The organism is Salinivibrio sp. IB868 (assembly GCF_001995655.1).
GTDB lineage: Bacteria > Pseudomonadota > Gammaproteobacteria > Enterobacterales > Vibrionaceae > Salinivibrio > Salinivibrio siamensis.
Genome location: NZ_MUEW01000012.1, coordinates 148,924 through 168,058, shown reverse-complemented (window position 1 = coordinate 168,058; position 19,135 = coordinate 148,924). Strand labels below are relative to the sequence as shown.

Here is a 19,135-nt window from a genome sequence, read left to right as displayed (position 1 = left end):
ACTCGATACTTGGAAAAAGTGAGTGTAATTTGGAGAGTAACTCTTGCTTTTGGTCGACTGTCATGGTGTATATATCACCACCGTATGCATGCGCACCTTTCTCGGGGACAGCGAACGATAAGACACCATCGTTCTCTAAATCAAACACAACCGTACGCTCAGAAATCAATATGCAATACTTATCAATCTTAGGGCTAAAATTCGTCATCCCAAATGACATCAGCGCAAACCCACCAGCCCCAACAAACGCAAGAGGACCTAGCATAAACCCTGCAATAATACAGACTGCGATACCCACCCAAGAAATGCCGCGAACGACTTTGTAAGCAGCCTCTGGGATCACATCTTTCTCTGTGTAATGAATTCCCAATGAGGTCAAGTGATAACAGCGATGTTTGTCAGGAAAAAAGAGATATCTCGTCATTAAAAAACCCATGGTTGCTAATGTAAAACAAAACAAAGAACCAGAGCTCCATATCGGAGTGTCCTCAACGACCATCAAGAATACAGGTAGAAAGAAGCCAATAAAGAGAGCAACAACCAATCTAATGRGGCTAGAATGTTTTCCAGCAATACCAGAAAACTCCCAATAATATTCAACTTTACTCTTATACAATTGCTCTTTTAGTACTTCGGTTTCTGTATTAGAAGCCATTTAATTAATCCTCACTTTAATGGTGAATATAATTAGCTCTCTCCGAATTCAAGTGGGTTATTCGGCTGCTTTCTCTTCTTCCTGCTGATAGATAGGGTGTTTATATTGATCATTAGCCCTATTGATTTTGATAACTTCTAGATTAGGGAAAAGAGTATATAGGTGGTTTACAACGGTGAGCTTTTCCTCATACGTTTGAGTATATACACGACGTTTATATTCCAGATTATCTTTCTCTGGAATGGTGAAAGAGAGCACATTATCGTTAATCAGGTCAAACAAAATAGTTCGTTCGTCCATCAATATGTAAGAGTGGTTTACATTAGGACGAAAATTCGTCATCCCAAACGACATCAGTGCAAAACCACCGGCCCCAACAAAGGCAAGAGGACCGAGCATAAACGCGGCAATAATGCAGACCACAATACCCACCCATGCAAAGCCACGTACTACCTGATAGGCAACATCAGGGATCATGTCTTTTTCTGTGTAGTGAATACCCAGAGGCGTTAAGTAGTAACAGCGATGCTTGTCGGGGAAAAAAAGATACCTTGAGACTAATACCATCATCGTCATGAAAGAAAATAATCCCCAAAATGCAATGGAGTCTATGGTGAGCTCGTCGATTACAAACCATAGAAAGCAAAAAGGGGTTAGCCCTGCAAAAATTGATAGTCCCCAAATTCCAAGGTGATCAAATTTTCCGCCCCATCCTTTGTGTTCCCAATAGTGCCGAACTTCTCCCTCGTAGAGTCTCTTTTCAATGGGATCTATAGTTTCGCTATTACTCATTTTTCTGCTCTTACTTCAACCGTTCTCCCAAGTGATTTTTAAGATATATTAATATAAATAGAGCATCACCCATAGGTAACATAACACTATAAAACCAATGCTTACTTTTGATATCCAACAATACTAATCCTGAATGAAGATTGGATGTTTAAACATATCATTCATTTTAGCCATTTCCACATACTCGATATCTTTCCTAATTTTTTTTAATCAAGGATACAACCGCATCTTTCTCTTCCAAAGAAGAGAAGTAAAAGTTTCGACTACTGCAGTATTCAGTGGGAATATTACTATCAATGCGTAATACGCTATCGTTCATCGGATTAAATAATATGGGTCTATCCGAAAAAAACACCTCATGTTTTTCCGTCGTTGGCTTAAAATTCGTCATCCCAAACGACATTAGCGCAAAACCACCTGCCCCAACAAACGCGAGAGGACCGAGCACAAACACGGCAATAATACAGACCACGATTCCCACCCACGCAAAACCACGCACCACTTGATAAGCAACATCGGGAATCATGTCATTTTCTGTGTAATGAATACCCAAGGGCGTTAAGTGATAACAGCGATGCTTGTCAGGCGTAAAGAGGTATCTTGTTATCAACATCATCATGGTCATGAAAGACAAAACCACCCAAAAAAAGGGCCTGCCTACTGTAAAACCATCAAGAGCCAACCATAACAAAATAAATATTGAATAGTTAACAAATATTGCGACTCCCCAGCGCCATAGGTATTCGTACTTTCCTCCCCATCCTTTGTGCTCCCAATAGTGGACGACTTCCGCCTCATAGAGTCTCTTTTTAATAGAATCTATGTTTTCTCTATTAGTCATTTTTAAACTCTCACTTCAATAGTGCGTATCATTAACTTTTTCCGAATTGAAGTGAGTTATTGGACGCCATACTACTCAGCCGCTTTCTCTTCTTCTTGCTGATAAACAGGATGTTTAGACTTATCCTTCAATCTTTTTATCTTAACGAATTCGACATTTGGGAAAAGTAAGCGTAATTTGGAGAGTAACTTTTGCTTTTGTTCGAATGTCTTAGTGTATATATTACCATAATAAGCATATACACCTTTCTCAGGGACGACGAATGACAAAACACCATCGTTCTCTAAATCAAACACAACCGTACGCTCAGAGATCAATATATAATGGTTATCAATAGAAGGACGAAAATTCGTCATCCCAAATGACATCAGCGCAAACCCACAAGCCCCAACAAAGGCAAGAGGACCTAGCATAAACCCAGCAATAATGCAGACTGCGATACCCACCCAAGAAATCCCGCGAACGACTTTGTAAGCAGCCTCTGGGATCACATCTTTTACTGTATAATGAATACCTAAAGATGTTAAGTGATAGCAGCGATGTTTGTCAGGGAAAAAGAGATACCTCGTCATTAAAAACCCCATGGTTGCTAATGTAAAACAAAACAAAGAGCCAGAGCTCCATATTGGGGTATCTTCAGCTACCATTAATAATACAGGTAGAAATAGACCAATAAAAAGAGAGACAATCAGCCTAACGGGAGCAGAATGCTTGCCACCAATACCAGAAAACTCCCAGTAATACTCAGTTTTCTCTTGGTATAACTGCTGCTCTAGTAATTCAATATCTTTCTTTGAAATCATCTAGTCTACTCTCACTTCAATGTTGCGATTGCCCAGTTTTTTGTCCTTCGGTGCTGGGTTTACAGTTAGCTCACCTTGATGACTACCGACAGCCACATAGCCAAGCATCTCACTTTCTGATACTTGCCAAGCAAAAGGCATGCTGACGAGTACTGCCACAGTATCGTTAGTACTACCTCCGATATCTAATCGGTAGATAGGATTACCTGATATTTTTTCTTTGCTCCAAGTGCCACGCTGCTCATTGACTACTACTGCAGGTTTCGGCTCAGCGACACGGTAGTGATAATTTTTGTCTTTGGGCTTGCGGGTGACTTGTAAACCAATTTTTGTATCCCGAGTAAACGCAGGCAGTATTAATTCTAGCTGCCATTGCTCGGTACCTAAGTTCATCCGTTGCGAAGTGTTTTGATTAGGGATAGCATTCAACTGAATTTGAGGTTTATTAATAATATGCTCCAAACGCTTCAGCTCTTCGAGGAAAACCCATTGTTTCGTTTGCTTCCCCCAAGTTGAGTGAAGCAACCACACTTCAAGCTCTGAGCGCTTAACAAGATTAATAATTAAAACGGCAAGTAGAGACAAAATACCTGCAACCATTAGTGTGGTCATCATCCAAGTAGCAATTATTGACCCAATACTTGTGCCTAATATTCCAAACCTACTGGCGAAATTTGCCACGGCCTGAGCGAGAAACACAACCGCTTGCGAACCAGTGGCTACTCCTTTTAAAATGTAACCAAGACTCTCCATTGGAGTATTACTCAAGTCATCATACTTCTTATAGCTATCCCATGCTTCCAACCCTGCTGCGATAAAACCAAACAACGAAACCATCGCTGTGGCTCTTGTAAAAGCTCTTAGTCTCGCCTTCTCGGAGGTTACAGAAACATCTAAAGCTTCGCTTAAACTAATTTCTAATAGCTTTTTGTCCGCAATTATTTTTTTCCATGCCGCATCGCGCCAAAGTCCCGCGACCTGTGAGACCGCATAGGCGGTCGAGTAGGTGGCCTCTCTTAGTGCTGGATTTGCCCACAAGCTAGTCTCTGGGTGCTGCTCGGCTTTATAGCGAATATTATGTAAAACTGATGCGCTATTCCAAATATTGAGGATCGCAAGTATACCTCCCATGTTACCGAGCTTGTTCCACGATGTTTGAGCAACTTGTGCGCCTTTTTGCCAGATGCGATCTATTGTTTGATTGAGCATTTTTTTCGCTGCATCATTCGCCGCTTGATGCTTTAGCATTACCATTTGAGGTAGCTCACTACTCAATAGCTTCTGCAGCCTTTGCTGAGCTGCATGCATGGACTTAATCTGGTGATTTTTAGGGGTCGGTTGCCCTACCGGTGGTTGACTGATGCGTGTAATCATCGCCACTTCGGCATTCACCTTTCGCTGCCATGCCGAAACTTGTGCTGGATAGTCTGGATTGTGTGCAACAATCGCTTCTGGATTAACGATTGCCTCCAATATCACTAACCGTAAATTACTGATCATGCCTAAAGGGCTACTCGTGGTATTCATTTGGCTAGGAAACAACAGGTTGGTTGTCGCTCGCCACGTCTGTTCCGCCGCCCCTGATACCGCATGCTGCAGCGCAGCAAAACTTTTTTTCACAGGCTCGGCGAATGATTGAAACCACTCTTTCTCTTGGATACGAACATCGCCCGTAAATCCGTTCCAGCTCTCAATCGCGCCAACCAATGCCGACATGTCTGCCGAGCTATCTAAAGCGAGAAAGTGATGCTCAATCTTCTGCACTTCATCATTCAATGCTTGCCAGTTGTCTTTGGAGAAACCTACTGACGCCAGCGCCAATAGATTAGCAGGCTGGTCAAAGTCCAGAACTTTATTCAGCTCGGCATGTGCTTCTTCATTGTTTATCGCGTGTTTGACGCCGACCAAGTATTGACTTATTAAGCTCAGCAGATACACCAAATGATCCGTGTCTTGATTGTCTACACCCACAATGGCTGGATCGGTGCTTAATTGTTCGATGCCATGCATAAAGTCTTTGTAGCGAGTGGCAATACGCTCATCAAGACCTTGTAACTGGCTATAGTGGTCAGAAAGAAACTGATCTAGCGCTTCCCAATCCACTTCATCGGTAAAAATTGACTGCCTGCTTGCCTCTTCTACCAAGCTTTCATCAACCTGAGTGTCATATTTATCCTCAAGTTGCAATTTGGCGTTCATTGCTGATTCGCTTAAAAAATCTAAGGTTTCTTTGGCGAGTTTATCTTCGGCGGTAATGGGGGCATCTGTATTATAGTAAACACTGTTGCTAGTCGTGCCTTCCACCTGATTTGAACGCTGTTGCAGCGCCACATACTCGCTGAGATCTCGCTCAAACTCTAACACCTGGATGGGGTTGTTTCGGATATGTGAAGGCAGTTTCTCTTCAGGTAGCTTCACTCGGCCAAGCGCGCGAGTTATCTCTGCCATTTGCAGTTTGTGTGTCGTGTCTTCATCCCCTTGCAAGCCTACAAGTTGTTGAACATCGGTAGACAGTGGGAAGAAAAGATCGGTCACATCAGCCAACCTATCATCCAGTGCAACAAAAAAGCCTTCATTGGGTTTTTCCAAATCCACCTTGTAGTCAGTGACTGTGCTACCTGGTTTGTGTGCAACGTGCTGGTGTTGTTGATCGTCTTGATCATCGGTTTCTAGATCATCGATTTCATCAAGCGGTGTACACGTACTTGTGAATAGCCCAGCCGGCGCGGACTCCTCGCCAATATCAATCACACTTTGCCCGAGTTGCTTTAAACTCCCGGTGTGTGGGTGCGCCATGTTCTCGCGATAATAATCAAGATCGAGCTCTCGCATCCACGCACTACGTAGCTGACCCTTTTCTTGCATCAGCGTTTTTAAGCGCGCCGTCCAGCGTAGATGTGAAAACGCGAGATAGACCGTGTGTTTAACGGGATAGTTTAAACGGCTTGATGTTTCGCCATCGCTGTCATCATCCAGCTTTTTAATGAGTTTGGTGCCAGATACTTGGTATTCATCCAAGCGGTCCGCATCTTGGTCGTAGACATATAACCAACCGTCCCTCAGTTGACGCAATGTACGCTGGCTATGCTCTGCCTCGATCCACGCTTCGCCTTGCCACTTTTTGGGTAAAGTAAATCTAGGAGTTTGATCGTCTTGCTCATAGCCATTATCGAACGCATAACGCACAGGAACAAAACCAACGCTGCCACCTTTTAATGGACACGGCCCGGTTGGATCGCGGCTATCTTGATTATTGGCACATTTGGCCGCTGAGATTGGGTCACTCATACCTGCTCCTGCTGATTCGCTAAGTAAGACTCGGCTTGCACTGATTCACGCTTTGCTAATAAGGCTGCTTGCTCAATGCGTTGAGAAGGCGTCATTGCCGATGGATTGAGAACAAGATTGCTTATATCGGGATACACGGATACTTCGAGTGCTTGCTCCCCCACAAAACCTAATACATTAAAAAATTGCATCAGGTCTTGCCCTGTATGAAACCCTTGTCGATACGCAGTTTCTGCCCATGTCTGTAGCCATTGGTCAGGTTCTGATTGAGAGGCAAGACGCTCAGGAAAGTAAGTTTGCATATGTTGTTTAAGGCTTTGTATTTGATTGCGCCACACCACTGTACCTAGCGCGTTCCATTGCGGATCAGAGAGTTGATAAGGCAACGAGACTGGTTTGGCCGACTCAGGTGCATGATAAACTTGCCAACCTTCACGCGTCGGCAGCCAAAGTGCAGACATTAAGGACCAAAAACCACCAAAATCATTGATAAGCAATGCATCAATGCATTCGCTGTGCGCCAACTTTAAGAACACTTTGCTGCCATAGGGTGACAGCACTTGAATAAAGTCCCGTAACTGATGTGCTACATCAAGCCCGGGGTGTGAAGACGCGAATACATATCCGGCAGTGGGTTGATTGAGCGTGGTAAACCATGTCCATACCGCATCGGTCAATCGCACAATAAAAGGAGAAACCGTAAGCAGCTGGTCATAAGGCGGTTGCGTATAGACAGGCATAATGTCTAACTCCCCTTCCAAGCTATAGAGCTGCTGCGCTATCTCTTCAATTTGTCCGCCATCTACCATCAAATACAAACGATGGCCCTCTTGCGACTGCATGTCAGGGACGCTAGCGAATACATTGTCGTGAGCCAATACTGTCATGGCTATTCACACTCCTCACTTAGTGGAGACTGTCCTTTTAATGCCTCAGCTTGGCGTTTAGGAGCTAATGGTTGAGTGTCTGGCGCCCTAGGCGCCCACGATGGCGTCGGTGCCCCTTGCTGTGTTTCTGATGTGGTCATTACATCAACCGCTTGGATATCGGGGAGTGGCGCGGCTTCGGGATCGGCTAAGGCGTCGATGGTTTTTGGACGCTTGGCCATTTGGCCATTAAAGCCTGGGCCACTGCCTGCGCTGCCGCCTGAGTTTAGGTTCACTGCGGCACCAGAAGCATGCACGCCTGCCGCATCCACTTTCACAAAGCTACCGCCGGCACTTAAGGTAACTTCTGCACCGGCTTCGATCACCAGTTTGGCGCCCGTTTTTAGGTGAATGTCACTCCCTGCATCTACAGCATGAACCTTACCAATTTTATAGTGCTCACTAGCTTTGACGAGGTTGGAGTGGTTGCCACCAATATGGGTGCGACTCTCTCCCTCCACGGTATGATGTGCATTGCCCATCACACGATGAAATTGGTCGTTGTGTACTTGATGGTGGTTGTCATGACCTATCTCGGTCACGCGGTCGTTTTCTACCTCGGTGTGCCAGTCTTTTTGCGCGTGTAAATACACTTGCTCACTGCCCGATTGGTCTTCGAACGTCAGCTCGTTATAGCCCTCACCTTGATGACTCTCGCTGCGCCAAACTTATAGCCCTCACCTTGATGACTCTCGCTGCGCCAAACCNTGTCACCCATACTTGGCCAGCTTTGACATGCAGCGAGCCGTCKACAATCAGGGTTTGGTCTTGTTGAGTGTACTGGCGACTCTCTCCCTCCACGGTATGATGCGCATTGCCCATCACACGATGAAATTGGTCGTTGTGTACTTGATGGTGGTTGTCATGACCTATCTCGGTCACGCGGTCGTTTTCTACCTCGGTGTGCCAGTCTTTTTGCGCGTGTAAATACACTTGCTCACTGCCCGATTGGTCTTCGAACGTCAGCTCGTTATAGCCCTCACCTTGATGACTCTCGCTGCGCCAAACCGTCTTGGTTTTGTGTGCCGGTAAAGTATAAGGCGGTACATTGGTCGCGTGATACGTGCGGCCGGTGATAATCGGTTGGTCAGGGTCACCGTGTAAGAAGGACACAATCACTTCATGACCAATGCGGGGAATCGCCATCATGCCGTATTGGCTGCCTGCCCAGCCTTGCGCCACTCGTATCCAGCAGCTGCTTTTGTCATCGCCGTTGGAATAACGGTCCCACGGGAAGTGGACTTTCACTCGCCCGTGTTCATCACAGAAAATTTCTTCGCCGTCCGGTCCCACCACGGTGCCTATCATGGGGCCATCCACTTGAGGTTTGGGCGTGGGGGTTGCGCGCCACGGAGTGGTGGCAGGGATAAGCATAAACTGGTTGTTGTAGGTGGTGGCCCCTTGTCCGCCCTCTTCTTCCAGTGCTTGCGGTTGGCTGCCTTGGTGATGCACTCGCACCACTTGCCATGCTTGGTTGACGCTTTCATCCAGATGGTCGCTGATGGTAAAGCGATAGCCGGCTCTTAATGCCGGTTCATTGCTTTGCCCGTTGGCATGTTCGGCTTCACGGCGTAAGTACTCGAGGCGGGTTTGGTTAAACGCCTGTCCAGTGGCGTCGTCTTTAAAGCGGCCCGGGAAGTCAAAGTGCTCGTAGCTGTCGGTGCGCTGGTAATCAATGCCATCGGCTTGCGCCGCTTGTTGAAAACTGTAACGCGGCTTTTTAAAGCTGTAGTCTTTTAACGCCGTGTGGCTAGGCTGCGCCGCGGTATGGCGTATCAGGCCATAGATATACGGGGTATCGGTGCGACCGCCACTGACAGCATTATAGGGCACAGGACTGTCAAGCTGGGGCAAGCTGTCGGGCGCATCGGTTATTATCAGGGTGTGGGTGTTAGCATCGTGCTCATGGTGATACACCAAGCCTTCTTCTGCCGCTAAGCGGTGGAAGAAGGCTAGGTCGCTTTCTCGATGCTGCACACAGTATTCACGTTCGGCATAGTCACGGGTTAGCGAGAAGCTAACCTCCGTCACCCCCATTTCCGTGAGCAGGGTGTCTAAGATGGTCGGCACGGTTTGGTGCTGGAAGGTGCGACTGTTCTGGCGAAGCGACAGGCGATACAAGGCGGGCACCAAGGTTAAGCGGTAGCGGGTAAAGTGATGACCAATGTCACCTTGGCTAAAGGCACTGGCAATGCCCTGCACCCGTTTGACCAGCTCGCCGTTGCGCCACAGCGTCAGCTGCACCGGCTTGTCGACCACTTGCTCTGGCGTGATGTCGGTATGGCGGCTGGCCAATGCCACCTCATACTGGAACCCATACACCGGGTTGCCATTCAGGCCGGCTTGGTGAGAGAGGCACTCGTCCCCTTGGTAGTCCACCACCACGAACGGTTGCGGGTCGAGCCCCGCCACGGTTAACGCTATTTGCAATGTCGCCATCTGTGTATCCTTCGCCCTGCTTGTTTACCCTGATACGTTCAGCCAGACCCTGCCGTCTGGCTCAACGCACCACAGCCCGCCCGTAAAGGCAGGCTGTTTGTGTCTTCATGTCGCCATGAAAGATTAGGCTTCGATAGGCTTGCGCCAGTCGTCTGAGCCTGAGGTGCCTGCGTTGACGTGGTCCCACGTCACTTTGCGGTAAGACATCGACACCGTCAGGTTCTGCGTGAAGTCTGACTTCGCCGGGTCTTGGCAATGAGGCATCTCGCAGTGAATGTCCACAATCGAGGCACTTTCCAGCTTGGTGGTAAAGAAGTTTTCTTGTTTACCTTCAATCGAGGTGCGGTACCACTTCAGCTCAACGGTGGACATCTTCTCGCCTGACGCCAGTGCGTTATAAAGCAACGGCACCGCTTTGTTGAGCGCAACGGTGAATTTAAATGGCTTGTGCACACGTTGGCCTGATGGCTGACCGGACTGAGGGTCCGTCGGTACGGTCACATTGTGGTCAAACTGTTGTACCAGCATCTCGTCTTCATGGCCTTCGACAAAGGCATCACCGATAGAATCCGCGGTGCAGGCACCGGCAGTAATCAAACCCTGAGTTTCACCTTCAATCGAGATATAACATGGCGTTGGCATAATCGCTCCTTTATATGTCATGGAAGACACATCGCCACCGTGGCGGTGTGCCTGTTCGCTGTCTTATCTTGCGAAATGCATGCCAAGTTTTTTATCTATATAAATCAGAACCTTAGAATATGGCTGACCAATTTTTTGCACGTGCCAAGCAACTTCTTGCCAAGCCAAGCAAAAAGTTGCTTAGCATTACTGACGCCTTTGCACCGCTTTACTCTGGTTTTCTTTAATCACCTCTTGCAGCTGAGACACTTTCCAGCTCAAGTGATTCAGGCGTTCAGTAAGCACCGACAGCTCTTGGTTCGCTTTGTCTATCTCACCCTGTTCAACCAAAGTTGTGACATAATCCGCGCGACCATAGATAGGAGACAGTCCGATAGCAAAACTCTCCAGTGAGCGTGTCTGCTTCTGTAATGCCCACCAGCGATTTTGCTCTGCCAGCAACGCAATGTTCGCCATCTTTGTTCGAACTGCGCGAAACTTATCGATGTATTTTGCTGTGCTTTCCAACGCTTTAGCACGCTCAGCTTGGTAAGTTGCTACTAATGAGGTCGTTTTCTCGTTATCACCGTACAAGGTGGTTAACGCATTGAGGTGTTGTTTGGCAGAGGTTTTCGCCGCTTCAACCGATTGCGCCATCTCCTGCTCGACCGCGCCCGTGTATAAAGAAATAAATTGTGGCTCCCACCGCGATAGGGTTGACGGCGAATGCTGCTCGGTGAACACACTCAGCGCTTGCGTATTGTTAAGGGAAGGCTGTGGCGTCTCCACTTTATACGGGGTTTGAAAATAGGGAATATGTGGGTAGACCTGCCAGGCGGTCACCACTAGGCCGGCACCTACAATTCCTGCCAGTAAACTGCGCAGTCGGCTTTTTTTAACCGTGATCGTCGGGTTAAGGCTCTCATTTTTCTGCTGTTGCTTTATCGCGCTATGAAAACGCGTTTCTATACGGTCAATATGCTCAAACAATACATAGGCCAACCCTTCATAATCGACCGTGTAACTGGGTTGCTGTTGGGCCAAAACATGGTAAAGGGCATCACAAAGCCGTTCGCAACGATACAAATCGCGCAATGCTTGTTGATCTGGCTTTATCTGATTAAGCTCGCCCAGTACGCGAGCATTTACCCACTCCAGCGCCTCTTTACGCGCCCGGGCACGTTTTTCAGAGACCGCTTCTTCGTTATTCAAACAAGCAAGGATCAGCTCCAGCCCATTTGCAAATCCTGCCAAACCGCCAACCTTTAACGCCGCGACGGCATAGTAACCACTGAGTAGTAAATCAATGCCTTGCTCACTGGCGAGTGCTTGACAGTTATCTTTTACAAATTGCCAGTCGGTCCCCCCAGATAGTGGCGAGTGGCGTTTGTTGATTTGGTCTCTAATTGCTTGATAACGTTCGTCATCACGCAATGGTTGAACATCTTGGATAACACGAAACGGCTGATTATCAATAGAGAGAATAAAAGACATGGCTTAGCATTCCTGATAAAGCAGGGGCGAGTGCACTCGCCCCATGATCAGTTAGTAGAGGTTGCGGGAGAGCTTGAACGACTTGAACAAGCGTTGAGTAAACGGGTTAGTGGCCGCTTGGGCATTCACTCGATAGATCATCCCACCCCCGTCGACATTGAACTGATAGTCAACGGACGTAGTACTTGCAGAGACAACAGCCCCTCTATCCAGTAAGCGGAACAGCGCCCATGGTCCTCGAATGACTACACTACGCGGCGACAAGTTGGTTTTTGTCGGAACCAGCGTCAGTTTTGATGTTGCTGAGTCGCGTAATGTATTTGGCCAGATTAGCTCAATGCTGTCTCTTGGTCCGTGACTATAGGTAACATACTGCCCATCAACATTCAGGACACTTCGACGTTTGTTACTGCTCAAACGTAACGGCTCAACCGAGAAGCTCACGTCCAAAATCCCTTTACGATTAAAGAAGGCTTCACGGATTTTTTGCGCTTGGCGGATCTGAGCCAACAAATCACGACGGATCAGGGAGCCATCCACGCCTTTGTCTCCCACTGAAATGTTTTCATCAATAAACATTTTCAGTTGCGTGTTGTAGAAGTTATCAAGCGTACCACCCGGCGCGAAGAAGCGCTCAAAGTCCGTCAACGAGGCATCTTTACTCGCCTTAGGATTAAACGGATAGCGATTGGCTAACTTTTGTTGGTATGGACGATAAACATCTTGATACCAACGAACTTCCAGGTGCTTGATCGCAGCTTGTTTGACGACATGCCAGCTCTCGTCTGCCAGCTTATCCACCATGCCATCAAGTGGCTCAGGCAAGCCTGTGGCGATACGCTTAAGCGTATAAATGGGGTCTGTATTAACCAGTTTCACGCGAGCTTTGGTGGCATCGAGCGCAGCAGTGCCAACATCCGGTGCATCTTGAATCGATTTCAAGTAACTCTTCAGCTCTTGAACCGACGCGAGAACTTCACTCAAGTAAGCAGGTTTATCGTTCACCGCTTTTAGCAAGCTATTTAAGTCAGCAAACGGCGCTTGAATTTGTGATGCCACCTTGTATTTGGGGTTTTCTGCAATGGCATCTTGCGCTTCTTCATCTAGTCCCAAACCAGACGCTAGCTGCGTGTTGGTCTCCAACGTGCGTAACAAACGTTGTAGCGGCCCCACGTGGCCGGTGAAGTTATCCAGTACCGACACTGCATCGTTGATATCACTGAAGAATTTGACATCAATTTCATTAAGAGCCATCCGCCAGCTGTTGGTATAGTCAGCAACATAAAGATCGCGAATTTTATTACGCAATGCCTTCTTATCGGCTTTGCTGAACTCTGCCGTCTCGGCTTCACCCAGTACCCAACTATCAATCAGAGCCAAATCAGAGACAGATTGCAGCTTGGGCACAAAGTAATCTTCGAAGCCTTTTTTAGTGAGCATTTGCGGAATGTACAGGTTGTCACTGTCCACTTCCCTTTCTTCAAACACCACATCAAATACCGGCCCAACAGCATTACGTAAGTTCATTGGCGCGCCCAATACCGTCTCGGCATCCAGCTTCAAGTTACGATACACACGCTGATCGGTCGGCATAGTGCGAAGATCTGCTTGAGCACGGGCAATGGTCATGTCGTAAGGGCGCATCACACGCTCTGCCACCTCATCACCTTGACGGCGTGCTGCGGTCAGGTCCGTGTGTCGCATGGCGTAATCCAGGTGACCCAGTAAACGCTCTTGAATAACCTTTTGCCCTGCGAACTCACGCTGCCACTGCTGGCTGAAATAGTCCATTACGTAATCGTGATAGCGACCACTTTTATCAACCATCATGCGATAGACTCGCAAAGCCACCAACTGCTCTTGATCCGTCGTAGCCTGATTCAAATCAACCACGGTATCTGCCATTAATAACGGCAAGAAACGGCTCTTCAGCAAGTTGAGGTAAGTTTGCTCGACTTTAGGACCAATCACATGCCCCTGATAAAGACCAAAATCAGAAATGTATTTGGGCTTTTCACGGAAAAAGCCAAATTCTAACGTGGCTTGGCGGATCTGATTAAGCGGCTTTAATACCTCACGCTGGGATGCGCCATCGGCATTACTAGGAAACTGTGTTTTATATTGATCGACCTTGGTCAATACCGCATCAGCATGCGCGACGTTGGCCAAGTAATAGCGGTGCCAAGTCCCCACCAGTAACACAGTGGCAATCGAGCACGCCAATACCGACATCCCCATCAGACGGCGCTTATGCTTGGCGACACGGAAGTTATCCGATGCGAGCCCCGCCTCCGGGTAGATGATGTTGCTGAACAGTTTTTGGGTAAAATACACCGTCGAATTTTTCGACTTCTGCGCGTGATTGACCGCGTGTGACAATCCATAACGACGAGAAGCGGCATCATCAAACGCGTTGGTCGGCACGCCCTGTTGATACACAGACGTAAAGTATGCGCCCCTAACTAAAGCAGAGGTCGAGAACTGATCACTGGCTAAGGCTTCATTAAAGAAAGTCGCTAGAATGTCTTTCAGCCCTGCCACTTGGCGTGAAAAGCTGTAAATTGCTTTACGATCTTCAAAATCCAGCGGGGCAGCTAATGCGTGAGGAACAATGGCATTAATCCGCTCAATGAAGGCAGAGTAGTCTTCATCAAATTCTTTAAGCCAAGAATCAAGATCATCAACCGAGTTTAGCGAAAAGGTAAAGCCAAGCACTTCGTCGCGTTGCTGCTTTGAATAGTGCTTAAAAAAGGGTTCAAACCCATAGAGCAAATCAAGCTTGGTTAGCGCAATGTAAACAGGCAAGCGCGTCGAGAGGGTCTCCATTAACTCACGCAACCGAGCGCGCAGTAAATTGGCGTATGCTTTACGTTCTGACGCTGTCGCCGTCGCGAGGTGCGAAGCATCAAGAGTCAATACAATACCATTTAGCGGACGGCGACTGCGGGTCTGCTCTAACCATTTAACGAAGTGAGACCAAAGACGACGCTCCAGCTCACCATCATTGTTTTCATCTTTATTGCCTTGTGTGAGCAATTCACCGTCAGGGTCGATAAGGACAGACTCATCCCCTATCCACCAATCAAAGGAAAAAGGGTTTTCGCTTTTTTTCCCGGATGCGCGCATCACCGACGAAAAGACAAAGTTTTGTCCAGAACGATTAATCAGGCTGGTCTTACCCGCATTTTCAAGCCCTAGCACCAAATACCAAGGTAACGCATAAAGGTGATTACGCTTGTTCAGGTTTTGCTTCATGTTGGCAACAACCTGGTTTAGTTCTTTCTCTTGGCGCTCTTCGTAGACTTGAATCGGATCTTCTCGAAGTCGTTCGGTATGCGCTTGCTCCGCTTGAATACTTTGCAACTTACGCCATTGCCACACACCCCAAATTGCCAGTGCGCCTAGGGTAATAAAACCACTACATATTGCACGCGCTGTCACCGAGGCCAGTGGCTTTTGTTCACCAATGGTTAACCAAGGGCCAGCCCACCAAATGGCGACATTAACGAGTATAAAAATCGCTGCCAATAAAATAGGAAACGCTGCGACCATGCCAGGCTTGAGCTTTTTCGCTATTTTAAAAATGTTTTTCCACATGAATTTTCGCCCTTAATCACTCTGACGTTGTATTGCGTTCAAGTTGTTCAACCAAGCTGGGTTCCCAGTCGGTGACGCTCATGGTTTTGATTTCTTGGTGTAGCGTTTGATACTGCTCCTGAGCCATGCTGTTCAGTTGGTTCGCTTGCAGCAAATCCGCCGAGATCATCCGCCAATAAAAATGGTCGCGAGGCTCTCTGGCCGCTTGTAATCCATCATTGAGCATGGATAACGCCACGGCTATCCCACCTTCTTTGGCGAGCGATAGCGCTTCCTTTTTCTTCTCTTGCCAGTCACCGCCAACCGCTTTGCCAGCCGCTTGACCGCCAGTTCCACTGGCAAGCCAATCTTTAACTGCATCCGATACAAACGGCTCTCCCCCTTTGAACTGTAAGTCTTTCAGTCCGGGAAGACGCTCGAGAAATTGACTGACCTCCGATTGAATCGCCTCACACCAGTTAGCGTGGCCGAGCTTCTGCGCAATGGTGTGGCTCATCAGGTGACCTTCAAACCAATAAGGTGCCATGGTGAGGCTTTGTTCAACCTGACGCCACAGCGCGAGATCAGGGTGACGCATCTTATCTTGATAATCTTTGACTCGGTCTTGCTGCATACCACGGAGTTGCGTTTCTCCCCCGGTTTTATGATCGGGTAAGGCGGTAATGCTGTACCAGACCGCATAGCGTCGAAGTCGTATCGCCAACGGCACACCGTCTTCTTGCTCAGCCAAAAATGAAGCAATTTTAAGTAACGTTTGCTTGGTTGCCTTATCACTGGAGTGATCAACATCTAAGCCAGCGCTACTGGTGGATGTGGTGGTGGCCGTGCGCGATGAGGACGTTGGTGTTTCTTTAGCTGCCTGGTTCGCGCGCTGACGCTCTTCCGCTTTGCGCAATTCGGCGCGAATACTGTTGACGACGCTGCTTACGACATCATTCGCGAGCGCTTTTCCTTCAATCGCCTTTTCCCATTCTTCCACCGCTTGGTTAAGCGCCTCTCTGTCTTGTGCATCAAACTGACCAAAGTCGGTTTTGTCTACCGCGATAGAAAAACGTTGTGCCATTTGGCTAAAGAACTTACGACGCGGTAGATTGCCGCGTTTGCCAGGGGCAGGGAAGCTGTCTTCCCAATACTGGGTCATGAAGCTGGCCATCACCTCAAACGCGAGAATAAAACGCGCTGGCGAGGCTTGGTTATGCAGGCACTGAAGCAAGTAGGTCAACAACTTAATGTCTTTACTCTTTTCCGCTAACAGTTTTACGACGCTGTGCTCTACCTCATCCCATTGCACATCGGCATGGGACAGCGAGCCAACCTTCATCATTTGATCTTCAACAAAATCAAACAATGGATCGTCCACTAACCGCTCGCCCACGGCGCTGTTCTCGGAGATTGGTTGCGAAATACAGCGTTTATAGTCTTTCAATTCCATGTTTACCAACCACAACGAGAACGAAGCGCACCCAGCGTCTCAGGTAACGGCTGGGTATCAAAAGTTAAACCATCAACGTATTGGGAGTTTGAACGAATGGTTAAGCGATCTTCTCTGGCCAATGCCTTCATTAACCGAATCGCAGGCAACCCCCGCGACGAGGAAAGCACGACCCCTAAATCACCGTTACGCCAGTATTGCGTCTGGCCATTTGGGAAAGTCAACTTCATTCGCCCATCCTCAATCGGCTCGGGAAGCATCAGTTCAACACGACTTAAATTATCGATACAGCTAAGCATTAACAGCGGCTGTTCACTGCCTCGGAAACCAGTCGAAAGATTACTTGCCCGCAATGTAATCCACGCGCTGCTGCCTCGGCCCTCGCCCTTCTCGGTCAACGACCAAGACTGGGGAGCGCTTTCTTGTGCGGCTGTCATCGCACGTCGCCATTGCAACGGCTTTTGAGATTGATTGTCTGTTGGTTCGGCCGGCGCCACTTGGGTGTTAAATACACGATCAAAGCATGCAAGACGATCGAGTCGTGACGTCACCACGCGGCATTGTTTAGCTTGCTCAACTTGTTGTTGAGCAGAAATAGGGGCACCTATCACCGTGGACGAGGCCATCACTGACACCAACATGACCCCGGCTAGTAGACAATAGTTTTGCTTATTCATGGGGCTTTTATCCCTAGTTTTCGGCACTTATAGGTTAGGGTCCGATGAGGAATACCCAAACTCTCGGCAGCTTTACTCTTATCGCCATCGAACATGGATAGCCGATCCGAAATAATACATTGTTCAAAATCCAGCAAGGCTTGTTTGAGATCAGCGATAGACGCCGCATCAATGTTTAATACGCTGCTTACATTCGACATCCCATTCTCAAACGCAGCGGACGATATACTCTCGCGTGCTGGAGGAGGGGCTCCCCCCACTCGTCCACTAAACGCCGCTCTATCGATGGATTCACCATCCGGTGTTTGCGCACAGGCGTATTCAACAAGGTGCTTTAACTCTCTGACATTCCCAGGAAAAGAGTAATGCAGCAGCATATCAAGTGTTTGAGGCTGCAACTCTCCAATGCTCGTGCCATGTTGTTGATTAAATCGCGTAATAAAATGGTGGCTCAGTTGGCGCACGTCCTCTTTACGTTTCGCCAATGCAGGCACATGAATGGGGTATTGAAGCAATCGATAGTAAAGATCTTGGCGAAATGTTCCCGCCTTAACTTTGTCGAGTAATTGCACATGCGTCGCTGAGACCAGACGAAAATCTGATTGACGTTCTTGATGCCCACCGACTGGACGAAATGCGCCCAGTTCGAGTACGCGAAGCAACTTAGCTTGTAAACTTAAAGGCATATCGCCGATTTCATCCAGAAATAGCGTGCCGCCGTTCGCTTGTGCAATTAATCCCTCTTTGTCACCCACGGCCCCAGAAAAAGCGCCTTTTTCATAACCGAACAGCTCACTCTCAAGCAGGTGCTCTGGAATGGCTGCGCAGTTTATAGGCACAAAAGGCTGATGCTGACGAGGAGACAAATCATGGACTGCTCGCGCAACTAACTCTTTACCGCTGCCCGTTTCACCTTGCACCAATACCGAAAGTTGCGATGACGCGGCATTAGCAATCTGTTCACGCAGGCGAACCATCAATCCGCTATCACCGATTAGCGTCGAGGCCAGACTGGCCGCTCGCTCTTGTTGACGCGTTTGTTTTTCGATATCCGTCAGCGATGCTTTTAAGGCGCGACGATTGCTCTCTTCTCCTTCCATGTCACTCAGCAATGACCACTGGTGTTGGAAAACATCGACTACCTGTAAAAAGGCCTCATCATGCCAAAGCGCAGACAATGCTTGGCTGTCACCAACCAAGCAAAGTAGCAGCTTTACATTTTTGTCATGGCGGATCAGCGGCCGGATGGATACAGCTTCAAAAAAGCCAAGCTCACCAATCGCCTGACGGAAAGCACGATTAGATTGCCAAAAAACAATCTCTTCCGCCTCGAGGTGCTTTGGTGCCGCATTTTGTAAAACGTGAGCAAATGGGGTATCAAAATCTGTAACAGACCAAGATTCCCCGCTGGCATGGCAGACGAGTTGTCTGCCATCGCAACTAGGAACCAGCAGCATTCCCTTGCGCAGCTTGAGCTCCTTGACCAACACTTGGATAAAGCGATCCTGTAAATCAGCTGTTCGCCTTTCCCGAGCAAGGTCAGTAACATAAGCTAGCCAGTTACGCATTC

12 protein-coding genes and 2 pseudogenes are annotated in these 19,135 nt (G+C 48.0%); all 14 read right to left on the bottom strand.

The window, feature by feature from the left end:
* The coding region (locus BZG20_RS13595; protein ID WP_077579363.1) for a hypothetical protein at positions 1-655 on the bottom strand (655 nt) is incomplete at its 3' end.
* Between the two features lie 57 nt (positions 656-712).
* A complete protein-coding gene (locus BZG20_RS13590; RefSeq protein WP_077579362.1) occupies positions 713-1,447 on the bottom strand; it encodes a hypothetical protein in 735 nt (244 codons plus the stop codon).
* 196 nt (positions 1,448-1,643) lie between these two features.
* A complete protein-coding gene (locus BZG20_RS13585) occupies positions 1,644-2,288 on the bottom strand; it encodes a hypothetical protein (RefSeq protein ID WP_077579361.1) in 645 nt (214 codons plus the stop codon).
* Positions 2,289-2,359: 71 nt separating this feature from the next.
* The gene (locus BZG20_RS13580) at positions 2,360-3,091 is read right to left on the bottom strand and encodes a hypothetical protein (RefSeq protein ID WP_077579360.1); all 732 of its coding nucleotides are present in this window, start codon (positions 3,089-3,091) and stop codon (positions 2,360-2,362) included.
* A complete protein-coding gene (locus tag BZG20_RS16210; protein WP_077579359.1) occupies positions 3,092-6,379 on the bottom strand; it encodes a T6SS effector BTH_I2691 family protein in 3,288 nt (1,095 codons plus the stop codon).
* The gene (locus BZG20_RS13570; protein ID WP_077579358.1) at positions 6,376-7,266 is read right to left on the bottom strand and encodes a DUF4123 domain-containing protein; all 891 of its coding nucleotides are present in this window, start codon (positions 7,264-7,266) and stop codon (positions 6,376-6,378) included. The genes BZG20_RS16210 and BZG20_RS13570 overlap by 4 nt, the downstream gene beginning before the upstream one ends.
* Positions 7,267-7,484: 218 nt before the next feature.
* Positions 7,485-7,973: pseudogene (locus BZG20_RS13565) on the bottom strand (type VI secretion system tip protein VgrG); the annotation flags it as partial.
* A 43-nt stretch (positions 7,974-8,016) separates the two neighbouring features.
* A pseudogene (locus BZG20_RS13560) lies at positions 8,017-9,744 on the bottom strand (type VI secretion system tip protein VgrG); the annotation flags it as partial.
* Positions 9,745-9,867: 123 nt separating this feature from the next.
* The gene (hcp-2, locus tag BZG20_RS13555; RefSeq protein ID WP_077579355.1) at positions 9,868-10,386 is read right to left on the bottom strand and encodes a type VI secretion system effector Hcp-2; all 519 of its coding nucleotides are present in this window, start codon (positions 10,384-10,386) and stop codon (positions 9,868-9,870) included.
* Positions 10,387-10,572: 186 nt separating this feature from the next.
* Positions 10,573-11,859: a type VI secretion system ImpA family N-terminal domain-containing protein gene (locus BZG20_RS13550; RefSeq protein WP_077579354.1), complete on the bottom strand. Its 1,287-nt coding sequence runs from the start codon at positions 11,857-11,859 to the stop codon at positions 10,573-10,575.
* 51 nt (positions 11,860-11,910) lie between these two features.
* Positions 11,911-15,411 (bottom strand): type VI secretion system membrane subunit TssM, encoded by a 3,501-nt coding sequence (gene tssM, locus BZG20_RS13545; protein ID WP_198531497.1) that lies wholly within the window; start codon positions 15,409-15,411, stop codon positions 11,911-11,913.
* A gap of 61 nt (positions 15,412-15,472) precedes the next feature.
* Positions 15,473-16,888: a type VI secretion system protein TssA gene (tssA, locus tag BZG20_RS13540; RefSeq protein ID WP_077579352.1), complete on the bottom strand. Its 1,416-nt coding sequence runs from the start codon at positions 16,886-16,888 to the stop codon at positions 15,473-15,475.
* 2 nt (positions 16,889-16,890) lie between these two features.
* The gene (vasI, locus tag BZG20_RS13535; protein WP_241829538.1) at positions 16,891-17,565 is read right to left on the bottom strand and encodes a type VI secretion system-associated protein VasI; all 675 of its coding nucleotides are present in this window, start codon (positions 17,563-17,565) and stop codon (positions 16,891-16,893) included.
* Positions 17,562-19,133: a sigma-54 dependent transcriptional regulator gene (locus BZG20_RS13530; protein WP_077579351.1), complete on the bottom strand. Its 1,572-nt coding sequence runs from the start codon at positions 19,131-19,133 to the stop codon at positions 17,562-17,564. Before BZG20_RS13530 ends, vasI begins: the two co-directional genes overlap by 4 nt.
* Positions 19,134-19,135: the final 2 nt, after the last annotated feature.